This window comes from Streptomyces sp. A01, from assembly GCF_059026195.1.
Genome location: NZ_JBWLKN010000018.1, coordinates 25,747 through 38,723, shown reverse-complemented (window position 1 = coordinate 38,723; position 12,977 = coordinate 25,747). Strand labels below are relative to the sequence as shown.

General features: G+C 67.0%; 12 protein-coding genes and 5 pseudogenes. 7 read left to right on the top strand and 10 right to left on the bottom strand.

What is annotated here, in order from left to right; translation table 11 throughout:
* Nucleotides 1–218 precede the first annotated feature (218 nt).
* Genes AC5P1B_RS23580 through AC5P1B_RS23570 form a run of 3 tightly spaced genes read right to left on the bottom strand, consistent with a single transcriptional unit; the run spans nucleotide 219 to nucleotide 2,976 of the window.
* A complete protein-coding gene (locus AC5P1B_RS23580) occupies nucleotides 219–2,021 on the bottom strand; it encodes an IclR family transcriptional regulator domain-containing protein (protein WP_493889462.1) in 1,803 nt (600 codons plus the stop codon).
* A 50-nt stretch (nucleotides 2,022–2,071) separates the two neighbouring features.
* The gene (locus tag AC5P1B_RS23575; protein WP_493889460.1) at nucleotides 2,072–2,695 is read right to left on the bottom strand and encodes an RNA polymerase sigma factor; all 624 of its coding nucleotides are present in this window, start codon (nucleotides 2,693–2,695) and stop codon (nucleotides 2,072–2,074) included.
* Nucleotides 2,689–2,976 (bottom strand): hypothetical protein, encoded by a 288-nt coding sequence (locus AC5P1B_RS23570; protein ID WP_493889459.1) that lies wholly within the window; start codon nucleotides 2,974–2,976, stop codon nucleotides 2,689–2,691. Before AC5P1B_RS23570 ends, AC5P1B_RS23575 begins: the two co-directional genes overlap by 7 nt.
* Nucleotides 2,977–3,456: 480 nt before the next feature.
* On the opposite strand from AC5P1B_RS23570, the pseudogene AC5P1B_RS23565 reads away from it, so the two are divergent.
* Both AC5P1B_RS23565 and AC5P1B_RS23560 read left to right on the top strand, forming a co-directional pair.
* Nucleotides 3,457–3,795 (top strand): annotated as a pseudogene (locus AC5P1B_RS23565) (cell division protein SepF); the annotation flags it as partial.
* A 116-nt stretch (nucleotides 3,796–3,911) separates the two neighbouring features.
* Entirely contained in the window at nucleotides 3,912–4,055 is a 144-nt protein-coding gene (locus AC5P1B_RS23560; RefSeq protein ID WP_493889458.1) for a hypothetical protein, read from the top strand.
* A gap of 347 nt (nucleotides 4,056–4,402) precedes the next feature.
* On the opposite strand, the gene AC5P1B_RS23555 is transcribed toward AC5P1B_RS23560, so the two are convergent.
* Both AC5P1B_RS23555 and AC5P1B_RS23550 read right to left on the bottom strand, forming a co-directional pair.
* Nucleotides 4,403–4,750 (bottom strand): NUDIX domain-containing protein, encoded by a 348-nt coding sequence (locus AC5P1B_RS23555; RefSeq protein WP_493889457.1) that lies wholly within the window; start codon nucleotides 4,748–4,750, stop codon nucleotides 4,403–4,405.
* 279 nt (nucleotides 4,751–5,029) lie between these two features.
* Nucleotides 5,030–5,512, bottom strand: coding sequence for a MarR family winged helix-turn-helix transcriptional regulator (locus AC5P1B_RS23550; protein WP_493889455.1), 483 nt, complete (start codon nucleotides 5,510–5,512; stop codon nucleotides 5,030–5,032).
* Nucleotides 5,513–5,621: 109 nt separating this feature from the next.
* Here AC5P1B_RS23550 and AC5P1B_RS23545 point away from each other — a divergent pair, with 109 nt between their 5' ends.
* On the top strand, nucleotides 5,622–6,368 hold the full coding sequence (locus AC5P1B_RS23545) for a dienelactone hydrolase family protein (protein WP_493889453.1): 747 nt from the start codon (nucleotides 5,622–5,624) through the stop codon (nucleotides 6,366–6,368).
* A gap of 276 nt (nucleotides 6,369–6,644) precedes the next feature.
* Here the strand turns inward: AC5P1B_RS23545 and AC5P1B_RS23540 are convergent.
* A pseudogene (locus AC5P1B_RS23540) lies at nucleotides 6,645–6,922 on the bottom strand (transposase); the annotation flags it as partial.
* A 359-nt stretch (nucleotides 6,923–7,281) separates the two neighbouring features.
* Between AC5P1B_RS23540 and AC5P1B_RS23535 the strand changes: the two are divergent.
* The 3 genes from AC5P1B_RS23535 (at nucleotide 7,282) to AC5P1B_RS23525 (ending at nucleotide 9,230) form a co-directional block, all read left to right on the top strand.
* The gene (locus AC5P1B_RS23535) at nucleotides 7,282–7,689 is read left to right on the top strand and encodes a hypothetical protein (RefSeq protein ID WP_493889451.1); all 408 of its coding nucleotides are present in this window, start codon (nucleotides 7,282–7,284) and stop codon (nucleotides 7,687–7,689) included.
* A gap of 127 nt (nucleotides 7,690–7,816) precedes the next feature.
* Nucleotides 7,817–8,614, top strand: coding sequence for an IS21-like element helper ATPase IstB (gene istB, locus AC5P1B_RS23530; RefSeq protein WP_493889449.1), 798 nt, complete (start codon nucleotides 7,817–7,819; stop codon nucleotides 8,612–8,614).
* Between the two features lie 64 nt (nucleotides 8,615–8,678).
* The gene (locus AC5P1B_RS23525) at nucleotides 8,679–9,230 is read left to right on the top strand and encodes a GNAT family N-acetyltransferase (RefSeq protein WP_493889447.1); all 552 of its coding nucleotides are present in this window, start codon (nucleotides 8,679–8,681) and stop codon (nucleotides 9,228–9,230) included.
* Nucleotides 9,231–9,505: 275 nt separating this feature from the next.
* Here the strand turns inward: AC5P1B_RS23525 and AC5P1B_RS23520 are convergent.
* Both AC5P1B_RS23520 and AC5P1B_RS23515 read right to left on the bottom strand, forming a co-directional pair.
* Nucleotides 9,506–10,002: pseudogene (locus tag AC5P1B_RS23520) on the bottom strand (GNAT family N-acetyltransferase).
* Between the two features lie 537 nt (nucleotides 10,003–10,539).
* Nucleotides 10,540–10,941: a DUF6463 family protein gene (locus AC5P1B_RS23515; protein WP_493889446.1), complete on the bottom strand. Its 402-nt coding sequence runs from the start codon at nucleotides 10,939–10,941 to the stop codon at nucleotides 10,540–10,542.
* 182 nt (nucleotides 10,942–11,123) lie between these two features.
* Between AC5P1B_RS23515 and AC5P1B_RS23510 the strand changes: the two genes are divergently transcribed.
* On the top strand, nucleotides 11,124–11,711 hold the full coding sequence (locus AC5P1B_RS23510) for a TetR/AcrR family transcriptional regulator (protein WP_493889444.1): 588 nt from the start codon (nucleotides 11,124–11,126) through the stop codon (nucleotides 11,709–11,711).
* Between the two features lie 204 nt (nucleotides 11,712–11,915).
* Here the strand turns inward: AC5P1B_RS23510 and AC5P1B_RS23505 are convergent.
* Together AC5P1B_RS23505 and AC5P1B_RS23500 are read right to left on the bottom strand one after the other, a co-directional pair.
* A pseudogene (locus AC5P1B_RS23505) lies at nucleotides 11,916–12,679 on the bottom strand (GNAT family N-acetyltransferase).
* Nucleotides 12,680–12,820: 141 nt separating this feature from the next.
* Nucleotides 12,821–12,964 (bottom strand): annotated as a pseudogene (locus AC5P1B_RS23500) (ATP-binding protein); the annotation flags it as partial.
* Nucleotides 12,965–12,977 lie beyond the last annotated feature (13 nt).

Sequence of the window (12,977 nt, the reverse complement as noted above, 5' to 3'; positions counted from 1 at the left end):
CGCGGCCCGTTGCCTGGTGACGGTGGCCCGTGGACGCGGGAGCACACAGAGAACGGCTCGACAGTCTGAAGAACAGCCTCCACGTAGGTAACGGGCCGATCGCCGAGATCCCACCGCGAGGAGGGGGCGGGTCGGGAATCGCCTGTGGGCGTGCGTTTGGTGGTGGTGCCGTGCTTGGTGGGACTCGCCAGCACCCTGCGGGCGGGAGTCGGGGTTGGTCAGCGGAGGCTGATGAACAGGAGTTGGTTCGGGGTGTGGTGGTGTTCGTGGAGTGAGGGTGGCAGGAGGAGGCCGGGGCTGGGCACGTAGAGCCCGCTGTTGCCGGGCTGGTTGTTCGCAGTGGTGTCTGCTTTGGTCGTGGGGTCGTCCTTGGTGGCCGGCTGTGGGGGGAGGGTGGCGATGATGAGGGCCAGGAGCAGTCCGGTGGAGCGGTTGCTGAGTATGTCGGCGGCTGTGATGAGTCGGCGGTGCTGGGCGACGGGGAGGGACAGGGCGACGCATCGGGCCTGCCCGGGCAGGGGCAGGGAGATAGCGGCGCAGACCTCGGTGTCGGAGTACTCCAGCACGTCGAAGTGCGAGCCTTGGGGGCCGTGGAGGTCCAGGGTGCGGAAGAGGGCCTTGTGGTCGGTGATGGTCCGTTGGGTGAGGGGGACGGGGCGCCACCGGGACAGGTGGTCCATGCGGCCTTCGGGGGTGAGCTGGGCGAGGAGGCTCTTGCCGACGGCGCTGGCGTGGGCGGATTCGCGGAATGGGGCGTGTTCGTTGACCTGGGGGGTGTCCGGGCCGTAGGCGGAGTGGGAGACGGTGACTTCGCCGTCGGTGTAGGTGCTGACGTAGACGGCGGCGCCTGTGTCGTCGCGTAGCCGGTCCAGTACCTGCTGCAGTACGTCCTCGCCGCGGTAGATCGCGTCGAGGAGAGGGCCGGTGGTGTGACTGCCGTCGGGAAGCATGGTGGACAGGCTGTTCCCTTCCAGCCAGGCCATCAGGTCCGCGGCTGCGGGGATGGTGATGGAGGCCGTGCGGGCGACGGCGTCGGCGGTGACGGGGGAGTCGGCGTCGCGGATCAGGTGAAGGACGTCCAGGACACGCAGGGCCGCCTCCCACTGCCTCGGCGTGTGTTCCGCGCCGGGTTCGTGGCCTGCGGGCGGCGCCCACAACGCCTCCCGTGCTACGGCGTCTTCCTGACTTGTGCCGGGCGCGGCCTCGGAACTGCCGTCACCGCTGGCGGCCTGGGCACTCGTAGACAGATTGTCCAACGCCCCGGGGGACGCTGCGAGGACGGTCTCCTTTGACGTGGTCGACGGCACCGCTGTCCGTGCTGGACCTGGTACGGGGGAGGGGATGCATCGATCAGCCGGTCCGGTCTGTGAGGGTGCGCGGGGACGCGGCGTCCGCGGTGACGGGAGGGAAGCTGCGGCTGGCTCCAGGGCGGCCCTGAGCTCGGTGCAGTACGTGAGGAGCTCGTCAAAGAACTCCGCGTCCTCGGGGTCGTAGGGCTCGGCCGGGTCGATGGGCACCGCGGGCAGCGAGGTCACGATGGCCGTGGTGGAAGCGCACAAGCGTTCCAGCCAGGTCCCGGCAGTCTCCGTGGCCGGTCGGCGCAAAAACGGCGTCACCAAGCGGTGGGCGTCGGCGTGTCCCCACTCCGCTGCCCGGTACAGGGCTGTGAGGATGCCCTTGGCAGCACCGGAGTTCTTCCCATGAGCAGCAAGGTCGGTCGTCAGCTCGCTGACGGGGTGGCGCAGGGCCAGCACTGCGAGGCGGAACGCGCCGCCAGGGTGGCGCTGACCGCAGGCCACGGAGAGCCAGGTCCTCGCCTGGACGAGCTTTCCTCGCCGCAGCGCCCTGGAACCCATCACGTAGGCGGTGTTGGCATCAAGGCGTGCTTGCGACACTTGTCCGTCGGTGAGGTCGTCCTGGGGCGGGCGTCCCGGCCAGTCGCAGGCGGGACGGTCCCAGTGATCGGCCGGTGCCGCCAGCAAGGCGACCAACTGCTGATACGCGTCCCTGTCGCTGTTCACGTCCGCTCCTCCTTGATCGCGCGTCCTCCGCCTGTGCTTCTCGATCTCCATTACTGCTCACCTTGCTTTGCCGACGTGGACGGCTTGTGCCCCGGCCGGATGTGTTTCTGGAGCTGTGCCTCTACTGCCATGACCCCGCGCTTACGCTGCTGGTAGACCGTGTTCTTCGAGGTGCCCAGGGCAGCTGCGATATCAGTGTCGTCTTCGCCGTGGCTCTGCCGCTCCATCACCTCGCGGCACTGCGGGGCGGGAATCGTCTGGATCGCGTCATCGACGATCGCCCAGGCGTCCCTGTCCTCCTTCGCTCGATCGCTCGTCCAAGGGCCCTCGGTGCCATCGGCCTGTTCGTCAGGCCGGTCACCGGAGGCCGTGAGTAAGTCTCCGCTTAAGTCCTCCAGGCTCCACTTCTTCAGGTAGGCCTGGGCCTGCCTCGCCGCGATCGTCTTCACGTACGCGACCGGCTGCTGTGTGGGGTCGATCCTTCCGGTGCGGTAGGCGGTGAGGATGGCTGCGTCCGTGATCTCAAGACTGTCGGCCTCGCTCAGCTTGTACACCGATAACAGGTACCTGGAGACTTTCCTCCGGATCTCCGCGTGGAGGGTCTCGCCCTGTGGATTCCGGATGCTGAATGGGTCTTCGGCATCCGGAACCTGATGGGATGAGCCGTTCACCACAGCTGGTAGCCATCCCCTTCGCTACGGGTGCCGGAGCCAGGCACTGCCCACCAGACCAGCAGGCGACTGCCGTCGGGCGCCTCGTAGTACGCGGACGCTCCGGCAGGGAGCCCCTGAAGGATCTCGGCAGCCACCAGGCTCACTTCGGAGGCGGGCGTGGAGGTCTCCGCCGCCCTCGGCGGTGATCCGCGGCGCAGCCGTACGGAACCGGGGCGATGCCAAGTGCTGTGCAGCTGGAGTCCCATATTGATCAGGAGGGGCAGATAATCGATCGGAGACATCGTGTCGGTACCTCGGGGGACTTGGGCCAGGACGCTGAGCGTATTCACCCCTCATAGGGACCTGGCGCCGCGATTCTTAACAGGAGCCCCGAGGTCTCCTGGCCGTCACCGAACCGGGCGATGAGGGTGAACACCCGTCCCTATTCCTTGCCTTGGAGGGCCTGGCCCTGTGTCGGTCTGATACGCCCGGGCTTCGCATGGCCTGCCCGTGCCCGAGCAGTGACGGCCGTTGGCTCCTGCCGGTGCTGTCTCCGTGACCGTGCAGTGGCTGGGGGCTTTGCGGCATGTCGTCCCTGTCTCAGCTTCGTGGAGGTCGATGGGCACGGCGCGGCCGGGGGCTCGACCCCGATGGCGGCTTCGGGCCCGCACTGCCCCCCTGAGCCCGAGCGGGACCTCTGGCGGCGCAGACATCGCCCATCAGAACCAAAGGAATGAAGAGGTACGAATGGCGCAGCCGTCGATGCCACGTGAGTCGGCGGCCTGTTCCGCCTCGCCATCCGCACAATCGGGGCATCCGGCGCACATCGCGCCCGTGGCATCTATCACACCCGAACGTCCAAGCCTGGAGAAGAACGCGCCGGTGATCATGCCAAAGGTCGCGTCGGAACGAGAGCCTCACCGGATCGTCACGCTTCACCCGCGGACCTGCAACGGGCCCGTACCGTCGGGGAACACTTCCGTGAGGGGACCCCGGTGATCATGAGTCTGACTGAGGTGGATGGCATAGACGCCAAGCGACTTGTCGACTTTGCGGCGGGTTTGGTGTTTGGCCTTCACGTCAGCATCGAGCGGGTGACGCAGAAGGTGTTCCTGCTGTCGCCAACTAGAGTGGTGTCTCGCAAAGCTCCTTGCCGGCACGTGAGTTCGCCGGGGAACCCGCACGCCGTGCGAGTTCCCCACAGAGCTCATGGCACCCGGAAAGGAGGTGGAGAAACATGCCCGGTACGGATCATGGCGACGGCGACGATCGCCAGGCCCACCGGGAATCCCGCCGCATGCTCGGCCCTGTCGGTCAGTTCCTGGCGCTGGTGACAGCGCTGGTGATCGACCTGACGATCAAGCGTCTATTCGGCGTCTGATACGGGCACGGCCCCGACGGTAGGACGCCGGGGCCGTGATGCTGCGGGTTTCTCCCGAGCGGGTTGGCCCTGTCGGTCGTAACGGCGTCGGCAGGGCCTTCCTGTCGCACAAGCCTAAACGTATTCGACCCGATCGCCGACGCCGAGAACTGGACGGCAGCCCGGTATACCACCATCGAGTGTGGGAAGCTATGTCGAAGGTGGCGAAAGGGACGGTAGGGGCGCGCCGACGATCTCGCCAAGGCCATCGAGCAGGGGCTACAGTCCGACGAGCCGGTCGGTAGGACGGTCCTCCCAGGAGATGACGGCGTCGCGGACGCGCTGGACCTGCTCGGAATGAGAGCGATTCAACACCGCTTGTGTTTGGCCCAGTTGGTTGGGAACGTCATCGATGTCACCAATGGAACAGCCGCAACGGCGTCGGCCAGCTTCCATTGCCGCACCGTCATCCCGACCTCGGCCTCGTCGCGATGTGGACGGCCCGGCCGAAGGCTCGTGGCCAGGAAGAGGTGGGTCCGTGCACCCGTGGTCGCAGGAAGTGGGTCGATGACGCCGAGCAGACGCGTTTCCCCAGCGACCAGGCCGGTCTCTTCCTCCAGTTCCCGGACGGCCGCAGCCTGCGAATCGACCTGCTCCCCGACACCGCCCCCGGCGCTGCCGTTCGGCCGTCCGAACCCGGAAGCCGTGGAGCCCACGAAGTGCGACGGGGAGCCGCGGGCCGGGCCGCGAGCGAGGGGGCCGAACTGCTGGCAGCGTATGAGGCACGCCCTCCCCTCCAAGGTGCACCGGGCAGGCCGAATCTCATGCCCCACCGGGCCGATTGGGGCACTCACGGGTCAACTCGGGAGCTCGGTCACACAGGTACCAGTGCGGGGTGATCCCCCGGCCGCTGCTTCACAGGTGACCACCTGATCACCTGACCACCGAGGAAACAGCACCTTGGGCAGCGTTGATGCCGGATGCCACGACGCGGCTCAGGAAGTCTGGGTGTGGTGGTCCAGCAAGCGAGTGAGCAACTGTACGAACTGGTCGCGTTCGGCCGGACAAAGCGGCGCGAGCAGTTCGTCATGGAGGTCGTCCAGGATCTTGTCGAGGAGGCGTAGGTGGCGGCGGCCTTGGGGGGAGATCGTGATGGTGTTGCGGCGCCGGTCGCCGTGATCCGGTGCCCGCTCGACAAGGTCGCGTTCGACCAGTTCGTTGAGCACGCCGACCATGTCGCTGCGGTAGATGCCGGAGCGCCTGCTCAGCTCCGCCTGGCTGCCCGGCCCGTACTCCTGCAGTGAGGCGAGCACGGCGTAGTGCCACTTGCGTGCGTCGGCCCGGGCCAGCCCCTCGTTGATCAGCCGGTCCGACCGCATGGTCAGCTGCGACAGCAGTCGGCTCGCCCGCCGACGCAGCCTGTCGGGCGTCTTGCGCGCGCCGTCGTCGGGTACGTCCGCGGCTTCGGCTCTGATCATGGCGTTCATTCTACCCATTGCGTTAGTCCAACTAACGATGTACTTTCACACGCGCCGAAAACGTTAGTGCGATAAACGTTTATCGAGTGAACTCCAAGGAAGGAAGCACTTGCCCACCAAGACCCTGCGGATTCCCACCACGGACGGCCAGGCCGACGCCTTCGCCGCCTTCCCCGACCACGGCGGGCGGCACCCGGGGGTGCTGATGTACGCGGACGGCTTCGGCATCCGGCCCGTACTGCGGGAGATGGCCCGCGAACTGGCCGGGCACGGGTACTACGTGCTCGTCCCCAACTTCTTCTACCGGCACGGCCCCGCACCGCTGATCGAACTTCCCGAGCACATCGGAGAAGAGGCCCGGCCCGCGGTCACCGCCCAGCTGATGCCCTTGATCGAGGCGCACACCGCCGAACGTGTCCTGAGTGACGCCGACGCCTACCTCAGGTTCCTCACCACCCAGCCCGAGGTCAGCGCCGGACCCGTCGCGGTGACCGGCTACTGCATAGGCGGTCTCCTGGCAATGCGCACCGCCGCGGCCCACCCCGACCAGGTGGCCGCCGTCGCCGGATTCCACGGCCCCGTGGGCGGCGACGGGCCCGACAGCCTGCACCGCCTCTTCTCCAAACTCACCGCCCAGGTCCACCTCGGACACGCCGAAACCGACATCACGCCCGAGGCCCTCGGCGAGCTCAACCAGGCCCTGGAGGCCGCGGGTGTCGGCTACACCTCCGAGATCTACCCCGGCACCATTCACGGCTTCACCATGCCCGACACCGACGCCTTCAACCCCGCCGCACTGCAGCACCACTGGGACCGCCTGCTTCCCCTCCTCGGCCGCACCCTGACCAACGGATGAGGAAGGAGGCTCGGGCCTGGAAACCAAACCCGAAGTGCACGGCCCCTAGCCCGCAGGCCGCACGCCAGCCGCAACGCGGACGCGGCGGCCGGGACCTGGTGACCGTGGTCATGCGCCGCATCGCGCGTACCTGGTGACAGCTTCCTCAACGACTAGCCAGCACCGTGCCGGCCGCATCCTGCGCAAGGTCAATCGTGGCGGCGCTGGACCAGCAGTTGAGCTGTTCAGCTCGAGACCCAGCCTCGCATGGGCTGCTATCAGGGCCTGTCTGTGGGATCACTTGGTCCAGAGGAAGATTGCTGCGACGTACAGGGCGGCTTGGTAGATGCGGGCGGTTTTGTCGTATCGGGTGGCGATGCCGCGCCACTGGTTGAGCCGATTGATGTAGCGCTCGACGGTGTTGCGCTGCTTGTAGGCGGTCCTGTCGAGCCCGGTGGCCGTCCGCCGTGGCGCCCGCGCCGCTTTCGGTGGGCGATCTGGTCGGCCGGCTGCGGGATGATCGCGCGGATGCCGCGGCGGCGCAGGTGCGCGCGGACGGCCTTGGACGAATACGCTTAGCAGGTTGCTGGAAATCTTGTTGTGGGGGCTGCCCGGCTGTGGGCCGGGCGGCCCTTCGCTATGCGGTGGCCGGAATGAGTTGCCAGGTGTCGCCGCTCCGGGTGAGTCCGAGGGTGATCAGTCGGCGGAGGGGCGAAGCAGCTTCAAGGTCTGGGTGGGCGGCAGCTACGCCGCGCCGCGGTGGGATACGCGCGAGCTCTAGTCTCGAAGATTGCTGGAAATGTTGGGTTCTGGCCCCGCTCTGGGTGGAGTGGGGCCAGTCTCGTGTTCATGCAGGGGGAATGGGTTGGGGGGAGCGTCGGCGAGGACGTGTGGGAGACGTGCTCACCTGGTGGTTTACGACAAGAATGTGGAAGTGGCCCGGCACGAGAGACTGATCGCCAAAGGCGCCGTCTGTCTGGATCTGGACCACTATCTGGAGGCTCTGATCCGCAAGCCCGGCGCCTTTCCCGGCTCAACCGCTCTCGAACAGGCCCGCTCGGCGGGCAAGTTCACCCCAGTCCATGACGCCTGGTGGGACCAGGCCAAGAAGATCCACGGCGAACGAGATGGCACCCGGGCCCTGATCGAGGTCCTGCTGCTGGGCCGGCACCTGCCTCATGAGCATGTCGTCGCCGGCCTCGCCGGCCTCGCCGCAGCTCTGCGGGCCGGGGCCATGACCGCGGACGCCGTTGCTCTGGAGGCCCGCAAGGCCGCCCAGGCCGAAAACGAACCCGCCCGGGAACAGGCCAGCTGGTTTCCGGCAAGCCGTCGGCGACGGTGACGCTGCATGAGTGGCGCCTGGCTCATCTTCCGCCGGACACCAGGCCGCTGCCCTCGGTGACCCCCTATGACCAGTTGCTCCGACGCCGCCGCGAAAGCGGTGGTGACCACCGTGAGGGAGAAGCGCAATGACCCTGCCCCGCCAGCGAGGTTTGACCGAGCAGGCTGCCAACGCCGCCATCGACACGGCCTGCCGCATGCTGCGGCTGCCGTCGATCCGCAAGGAGTTCCCTGACATCGCCGAACGGGCGCTGAAGGAGCAGATGAGCTACCGGGGCTTCCTCGCTGAGCTGCTGATGGCCGAATGCGACGACCGGGCCCGTCGCCGCTCGGAGAGGCGGATCAAGGCGGCGAACTTCCCGCGGGAGAAGTCCCTTCGGGCCTTCGACTTCGACGCCGACCCCAACATCGACGCGGCCACCATCCACACCCTCGCCAGCTGCGAGTGGATCAAGGACGGGCAGCCGCTCTGCCTGATCGGGGACTCCGGCACAGGCAAGTCGCACATGCTGATCGCCCTGGGCACCGAGGCGGCCATGAAGGGCTACCGTGTGCGCTACACGCTCGCCACAAAGCTGGTCAACGAGCTGGTGGAAGCCGCCGACGAGAAGCAGCTGAACAAGACTATCGCCCGCTACGGGCGTGTTGATCTTTTGTGCATTGATGAGCTCGGCTACATGGAGCTCGACCGCCACGGCGCCGAACTCCTCTTCCAGGTCCTGACCGAACGCGAGGAGAAGAACAGCGTCGCCATCGCCTCCAACGAGTCCTTCGGCGGCTGGACCAAGACGTTCACCGACCCCCGACTCTGCGCGGCCATCGTCGACCGCCTCACCTTCAACGGCACCATCATCGAGACTGGCACCGACTCCTACCGCCTCGCCAGTACGCGAGCACGAGCCGAGGAGCCCGCGAAGGCCAACTGACCTCTGCCGCCACTGCCCAAGAAACGTGCGAAGTGTTCGGGGAGCGTCGGCGAGGATGGCTGCCATGACCCACGTGATCGAAGCCCCCCATGCCGACGACGCCGCGTTTCTGGGGCCTCTGCAGTTGAGGATCTGGCTGCAGACATACCCCGACGAGGCGGCGGGGATCGATGAGACCTGGATCCGAGAGCACCGCGGCGCCTCCGCCACCGCGGAAGGCATCGCCCAGTGGCGGGAGTTCATAGAGGCGGCAAAACAGCGACCGGACCTGTTGTTTTGCCGTGTCGCCCGCTCCGAGACGGAGATCGTCGGCTTCCTTTGCGGTCGCCGGGACGAGGTGGTCACCCTCGGGCCGATGTATCTGCTGAACGAAGCCCAGGGCCAAGGTGTCGGGGGCCGAATGATGAGCGAGTTCCTCACCTGGGTGGGGGGCTCACCCATGCGCCTGTGGGTCACCGAATACAACGAGCGAGCGGTCCAGTTCTACGAGCGCTACGGATTCAAGGCCACAGGTGAGCGAGAGATCTGGCGAGGAAGACTGCCAAATATGCGCATGACTCGCGACTCCACCCTGAGCAACAACCTCAGTCGAACCGCACGGGACCAGATCACCTGAGATCGGGACCAGTTCCGCTGACGCATGACGGCTACCTACCCCGATGGCCAGCCGCCCTGACGGACGGCTGGCCGTCCCGCGTTCGTGGCCGCGACAGTTCCGTCATTTCTCTTCGACATTCGCGAGCTGGTTGATCACAAACTGCCTCCGGAACCGTTCGAGAAACGCTGTTCCTGGAGATGTACGAAGCCGCCCTCTCGGTATCCGTCAACGGCACCCCCACGCAACGATCAGACGATTTTCAAAGACACGCTCCAGGCACCGCCTCGGACGTGTCACGAGGCGCGCGGCAGCGCGAGCCAGTCCTGCCAGGTAATGTCGCGGCCCAGATAGCGGGGCTGCTGAAGGGCCAGTCGGCGGCGATCCACCGCGGCACCAGCGCGTCGAGCGCGCGCTCCGCTTCACCGCCGGCGAGGTCGTCCACCACCCACCAGGAGACCTCTCCGTCGGAGCCGGTGCGCTCGGGCGGGTCGATGTAGACGCAGCCGAGGATCGCCGTCTCCTCCTCGTCCAGCAGCGCGTAGTTGAACGACTGGTGCGCGGCTATCTCCTTCTCGTGCCGCAGCAAGTCGATGCGGTCCTCTTCATAGGTCATCGTCTCCTGGGGCCAAGCCCAGGCCGGGCCGAAGATCTCCCACAAGCGCTCTCGGGAGCCCATCACGGCGGGGTAGTCGAGCGCGGTGTCCGCCTCCCGGATCGGCCGCAGGTAATGCGCCGTGTTGGGCACGGGCACGTAGACAGGGTGGACGAAGTCATCCGGCAGCCAACTCACAAGGGCCGAGGCTACAACCGGGCGGTGCGGGATGCTCCAGGCGGCTCGAGTAACACGGCGGACGACCACCGGGTTTCGACGAAACCGTCGGCATCTACCAAGCCGCCCCGTACACCGCGGCAAGCTTCCTCCGGCCCAAGTGATCCAGCAGACAGGCCCTAGCTGCGGCGACCGAGGTCACCGCCCCGCACTGGGCCCGTGCCGTCGTGCTGGCGGGGCCGGGAAGGTCACTTGGATGGGGCGAAGCAGCGTGGCGTTCAGTCAGTGGCGGGCTCCGATGGTGGCCTGCTCAGTGGCCAGTTCAGATTTCCCGCCCGCGGCCAGTTAGTGGGGAGCTGTCTGGCCGCGGTTGTCACAACGCGCGGTCGTCGGCGGGCCAACGGCTCGCGTAGCGCTCCAGCGGAGGCGCGTTGCCTCGGCCCGTGCCCTGTCCGCCGGTACGGGAGCGATGACCGGGATGATGGCGTTGTCGACTCGGTGTGCTCACTGTTGCGGAGCCTCATACCGACCCACCACCTGTCACTGCGCGGCCTATGTTCACGCTTGTGGAAGCCCAGCCTTGGATGCGGGGTTGTCCCGGCGGGCTCCGATCAGCAGCAGGGCGCATGCGAGCAGGAGGAGCGGCCAGGGCGTGAACGGGAGGACCACGGCGTCGACGGCAGTCCAGGTTCCCAGTGTCCAGGCGATGAATGCCGGCGGCGTGAGGCCGCGGCGGTCCAGCCACAGCACCGTCAGGCCGATCAGGGTGAGCGGCACGCCAAAGCTCGCCACGCTCAGAAAGTACGCGCTGCCCGCCGGGCTCATATCGGCGAGGTCCTCGCTCCACAGTCCGCCGCTGAACCATGTCCCGGCGTGGCGTGCGGCTTTCGCCACCGTCAGGGCGGCGAGCGTGTGTGCGGTTCCCCATAACGTGATGATCCAGCCAGCCCACTTGATCACCTGAGTTCTCCGTTCTTGTCGCGAAGCCGCGTGGTGCGACTTCGTCGCGGTTGTCTCTGCGTAGCGGGGCCAATGATCTTCGAAACCATAGTTCCGATACTCCGGTTTCGATACTGGCGTTCCGTAGCATGCAGGGCATGACAGTGAGAAGGCAACGGGGTGGACGCCCCCGAGACAGTCGTGTGGATCACAAAATCCTACAGACCACCCGTGAGCTGATCGACGAAGTCGGCTACCTGGCCCTGACCGTCGACCAGGTCGCGGCGCGCGCCGGGGTGGGCAAAGCGGCTATCTATCGGCGCTACGCCTCCAAGGCCGAGATGGCGTTCGTCGCCACCATGCACGAGCAGCAGCTGCCTCCGCTGGTCGGCACCGGCTCCTTGCACGGAGACCTGCTGGCGCTGGTCCGCGCGTTTCACGTCCGCATGGCCGCCCCGGCGGCTCGACAGCTGGCACCGGCCCTGATCAGCGAACTTGCCAGCAACCCCGAACTGGAAACCCGGTTCCAGGACACCTTCCTGGCCGCCGAACAGGCCAGCTTCGCCGAAATCATCGAACGGGCCGTGGCCCACGGTGAGTTGGCCGGGTACGTCGACCCCGCGATGGCCCACCTACTGCTGCTCGGCTCCCTGGCGTCGGCCCTGTACATCCTCAACCTGCCCGTCGATGATGCGATGGTCACCGATCTCGCCGCCGCTGCCGCAGCAGGAATCACCGCCCTGGCCGACCGGCACTACAGGGACCCCGGTCGAGCCGCCGAGCCGCGCTGACAAAGGTGGAGGAGCCGACGCGCCAGGAGCTGGAGTGGTTCGTCTTCCTGGACGACGTCGACGGGTGGGGAGTGAGTAGCTTGTTGGCTCCGGGCTCTGCTGGGTCTGCGTCCCTGACAGGCGCGGTTCAGAAGAGCCCGGCTCCGTCGTGAAGGGCTTGGGCGGGATGGGCCTCCGGTGGGTGAACCTTCCTCCGCCGTGCAGTTATCGGCTGATGGCGTGCTCGGTGAAATGACCGCAGGAGAGAAAGCCCAGGCGCTGGTAGACGGGTTCTCCTTCCGGTGATGCTTGCAGGACGGCGATCCGCTGTCCTTGATTGCGCGCTGTGTGCAGCGCGGCGAGGGTGACGGCGCCTCCGTAGCCGCGCTTGCGGCGAGTGGTGAGGGTGCTGATGTTGTAGATCCCCGCGACTCCTGCGTGGTGGAAGACCTCGGCGGAGCAGACCGGGTTGTCGTGGTGATAGCCGATCAGGTAGCGGGCCTGGCAGTCGGGGGTGAGTGCCCAGGGCGCAGCCTGGCTGTAGAAGCGGCGGCCGGTGGCGGCCGGCGGGTACCAGTTCGCGGCAAGGACGGTGGCGTAGTCGGCGAGTTGTGCGGGCGTGGAGACCTGCTGGATGTCCAGTTCCGCGATCTGTGGTTGAGGCGGCAGGTTGTCGAGCGAGGCCCACATGGCCGTCTCCTGCTCGGAGGCTGGCGGACCGGCGGCGGCCAGGCGCGCGGAGAGGTCCGGCGGCTCGAGGCGGGCCCCACCCACCAGGAGAAGGGGCGGTCTGCGGCCTCCAGTGCCTGGAGAGTCCGGGCGATACGCGCCTCGGCGTTGCTCGGTGTGAAGCGTGCGGCGGCGACGATGTTGAAGGTGTCATCGTTGAGTCCGCTGTCGGCGATCAGGAGGTCGTCCGTCTCCGTGACCACTGCGTGATCCAGGTACCGGTGCAGATGGCATGCGTGCTCTGCGAGGTTGCGTTCCATCCTTGTGAGGATGTTGCTGTCGTCGGTGAAGTGTTTCGTCGTTTCCATAATGCACCAGTTCGTCACGTCGGTCTGCGGCCGAGGCGCGCGAGATCGCCGGTCTGCCGGGGGCTCTCTCTCAGCTCGGCTGCACCTTGTGGGTCATCGCTTCCTCCGCGATTGGCGTGCGACTTCGGTGGCCTGGACGCGATATGACTCGGTGTCTGTCTGGATCAACGTGCGGCGGAAAGTGAGCCGGTCGGCAACCGCCGCGCACAGTCGCGGGTCCGCGAAGGTCTTGTCCCACTCGGCGAAAGGT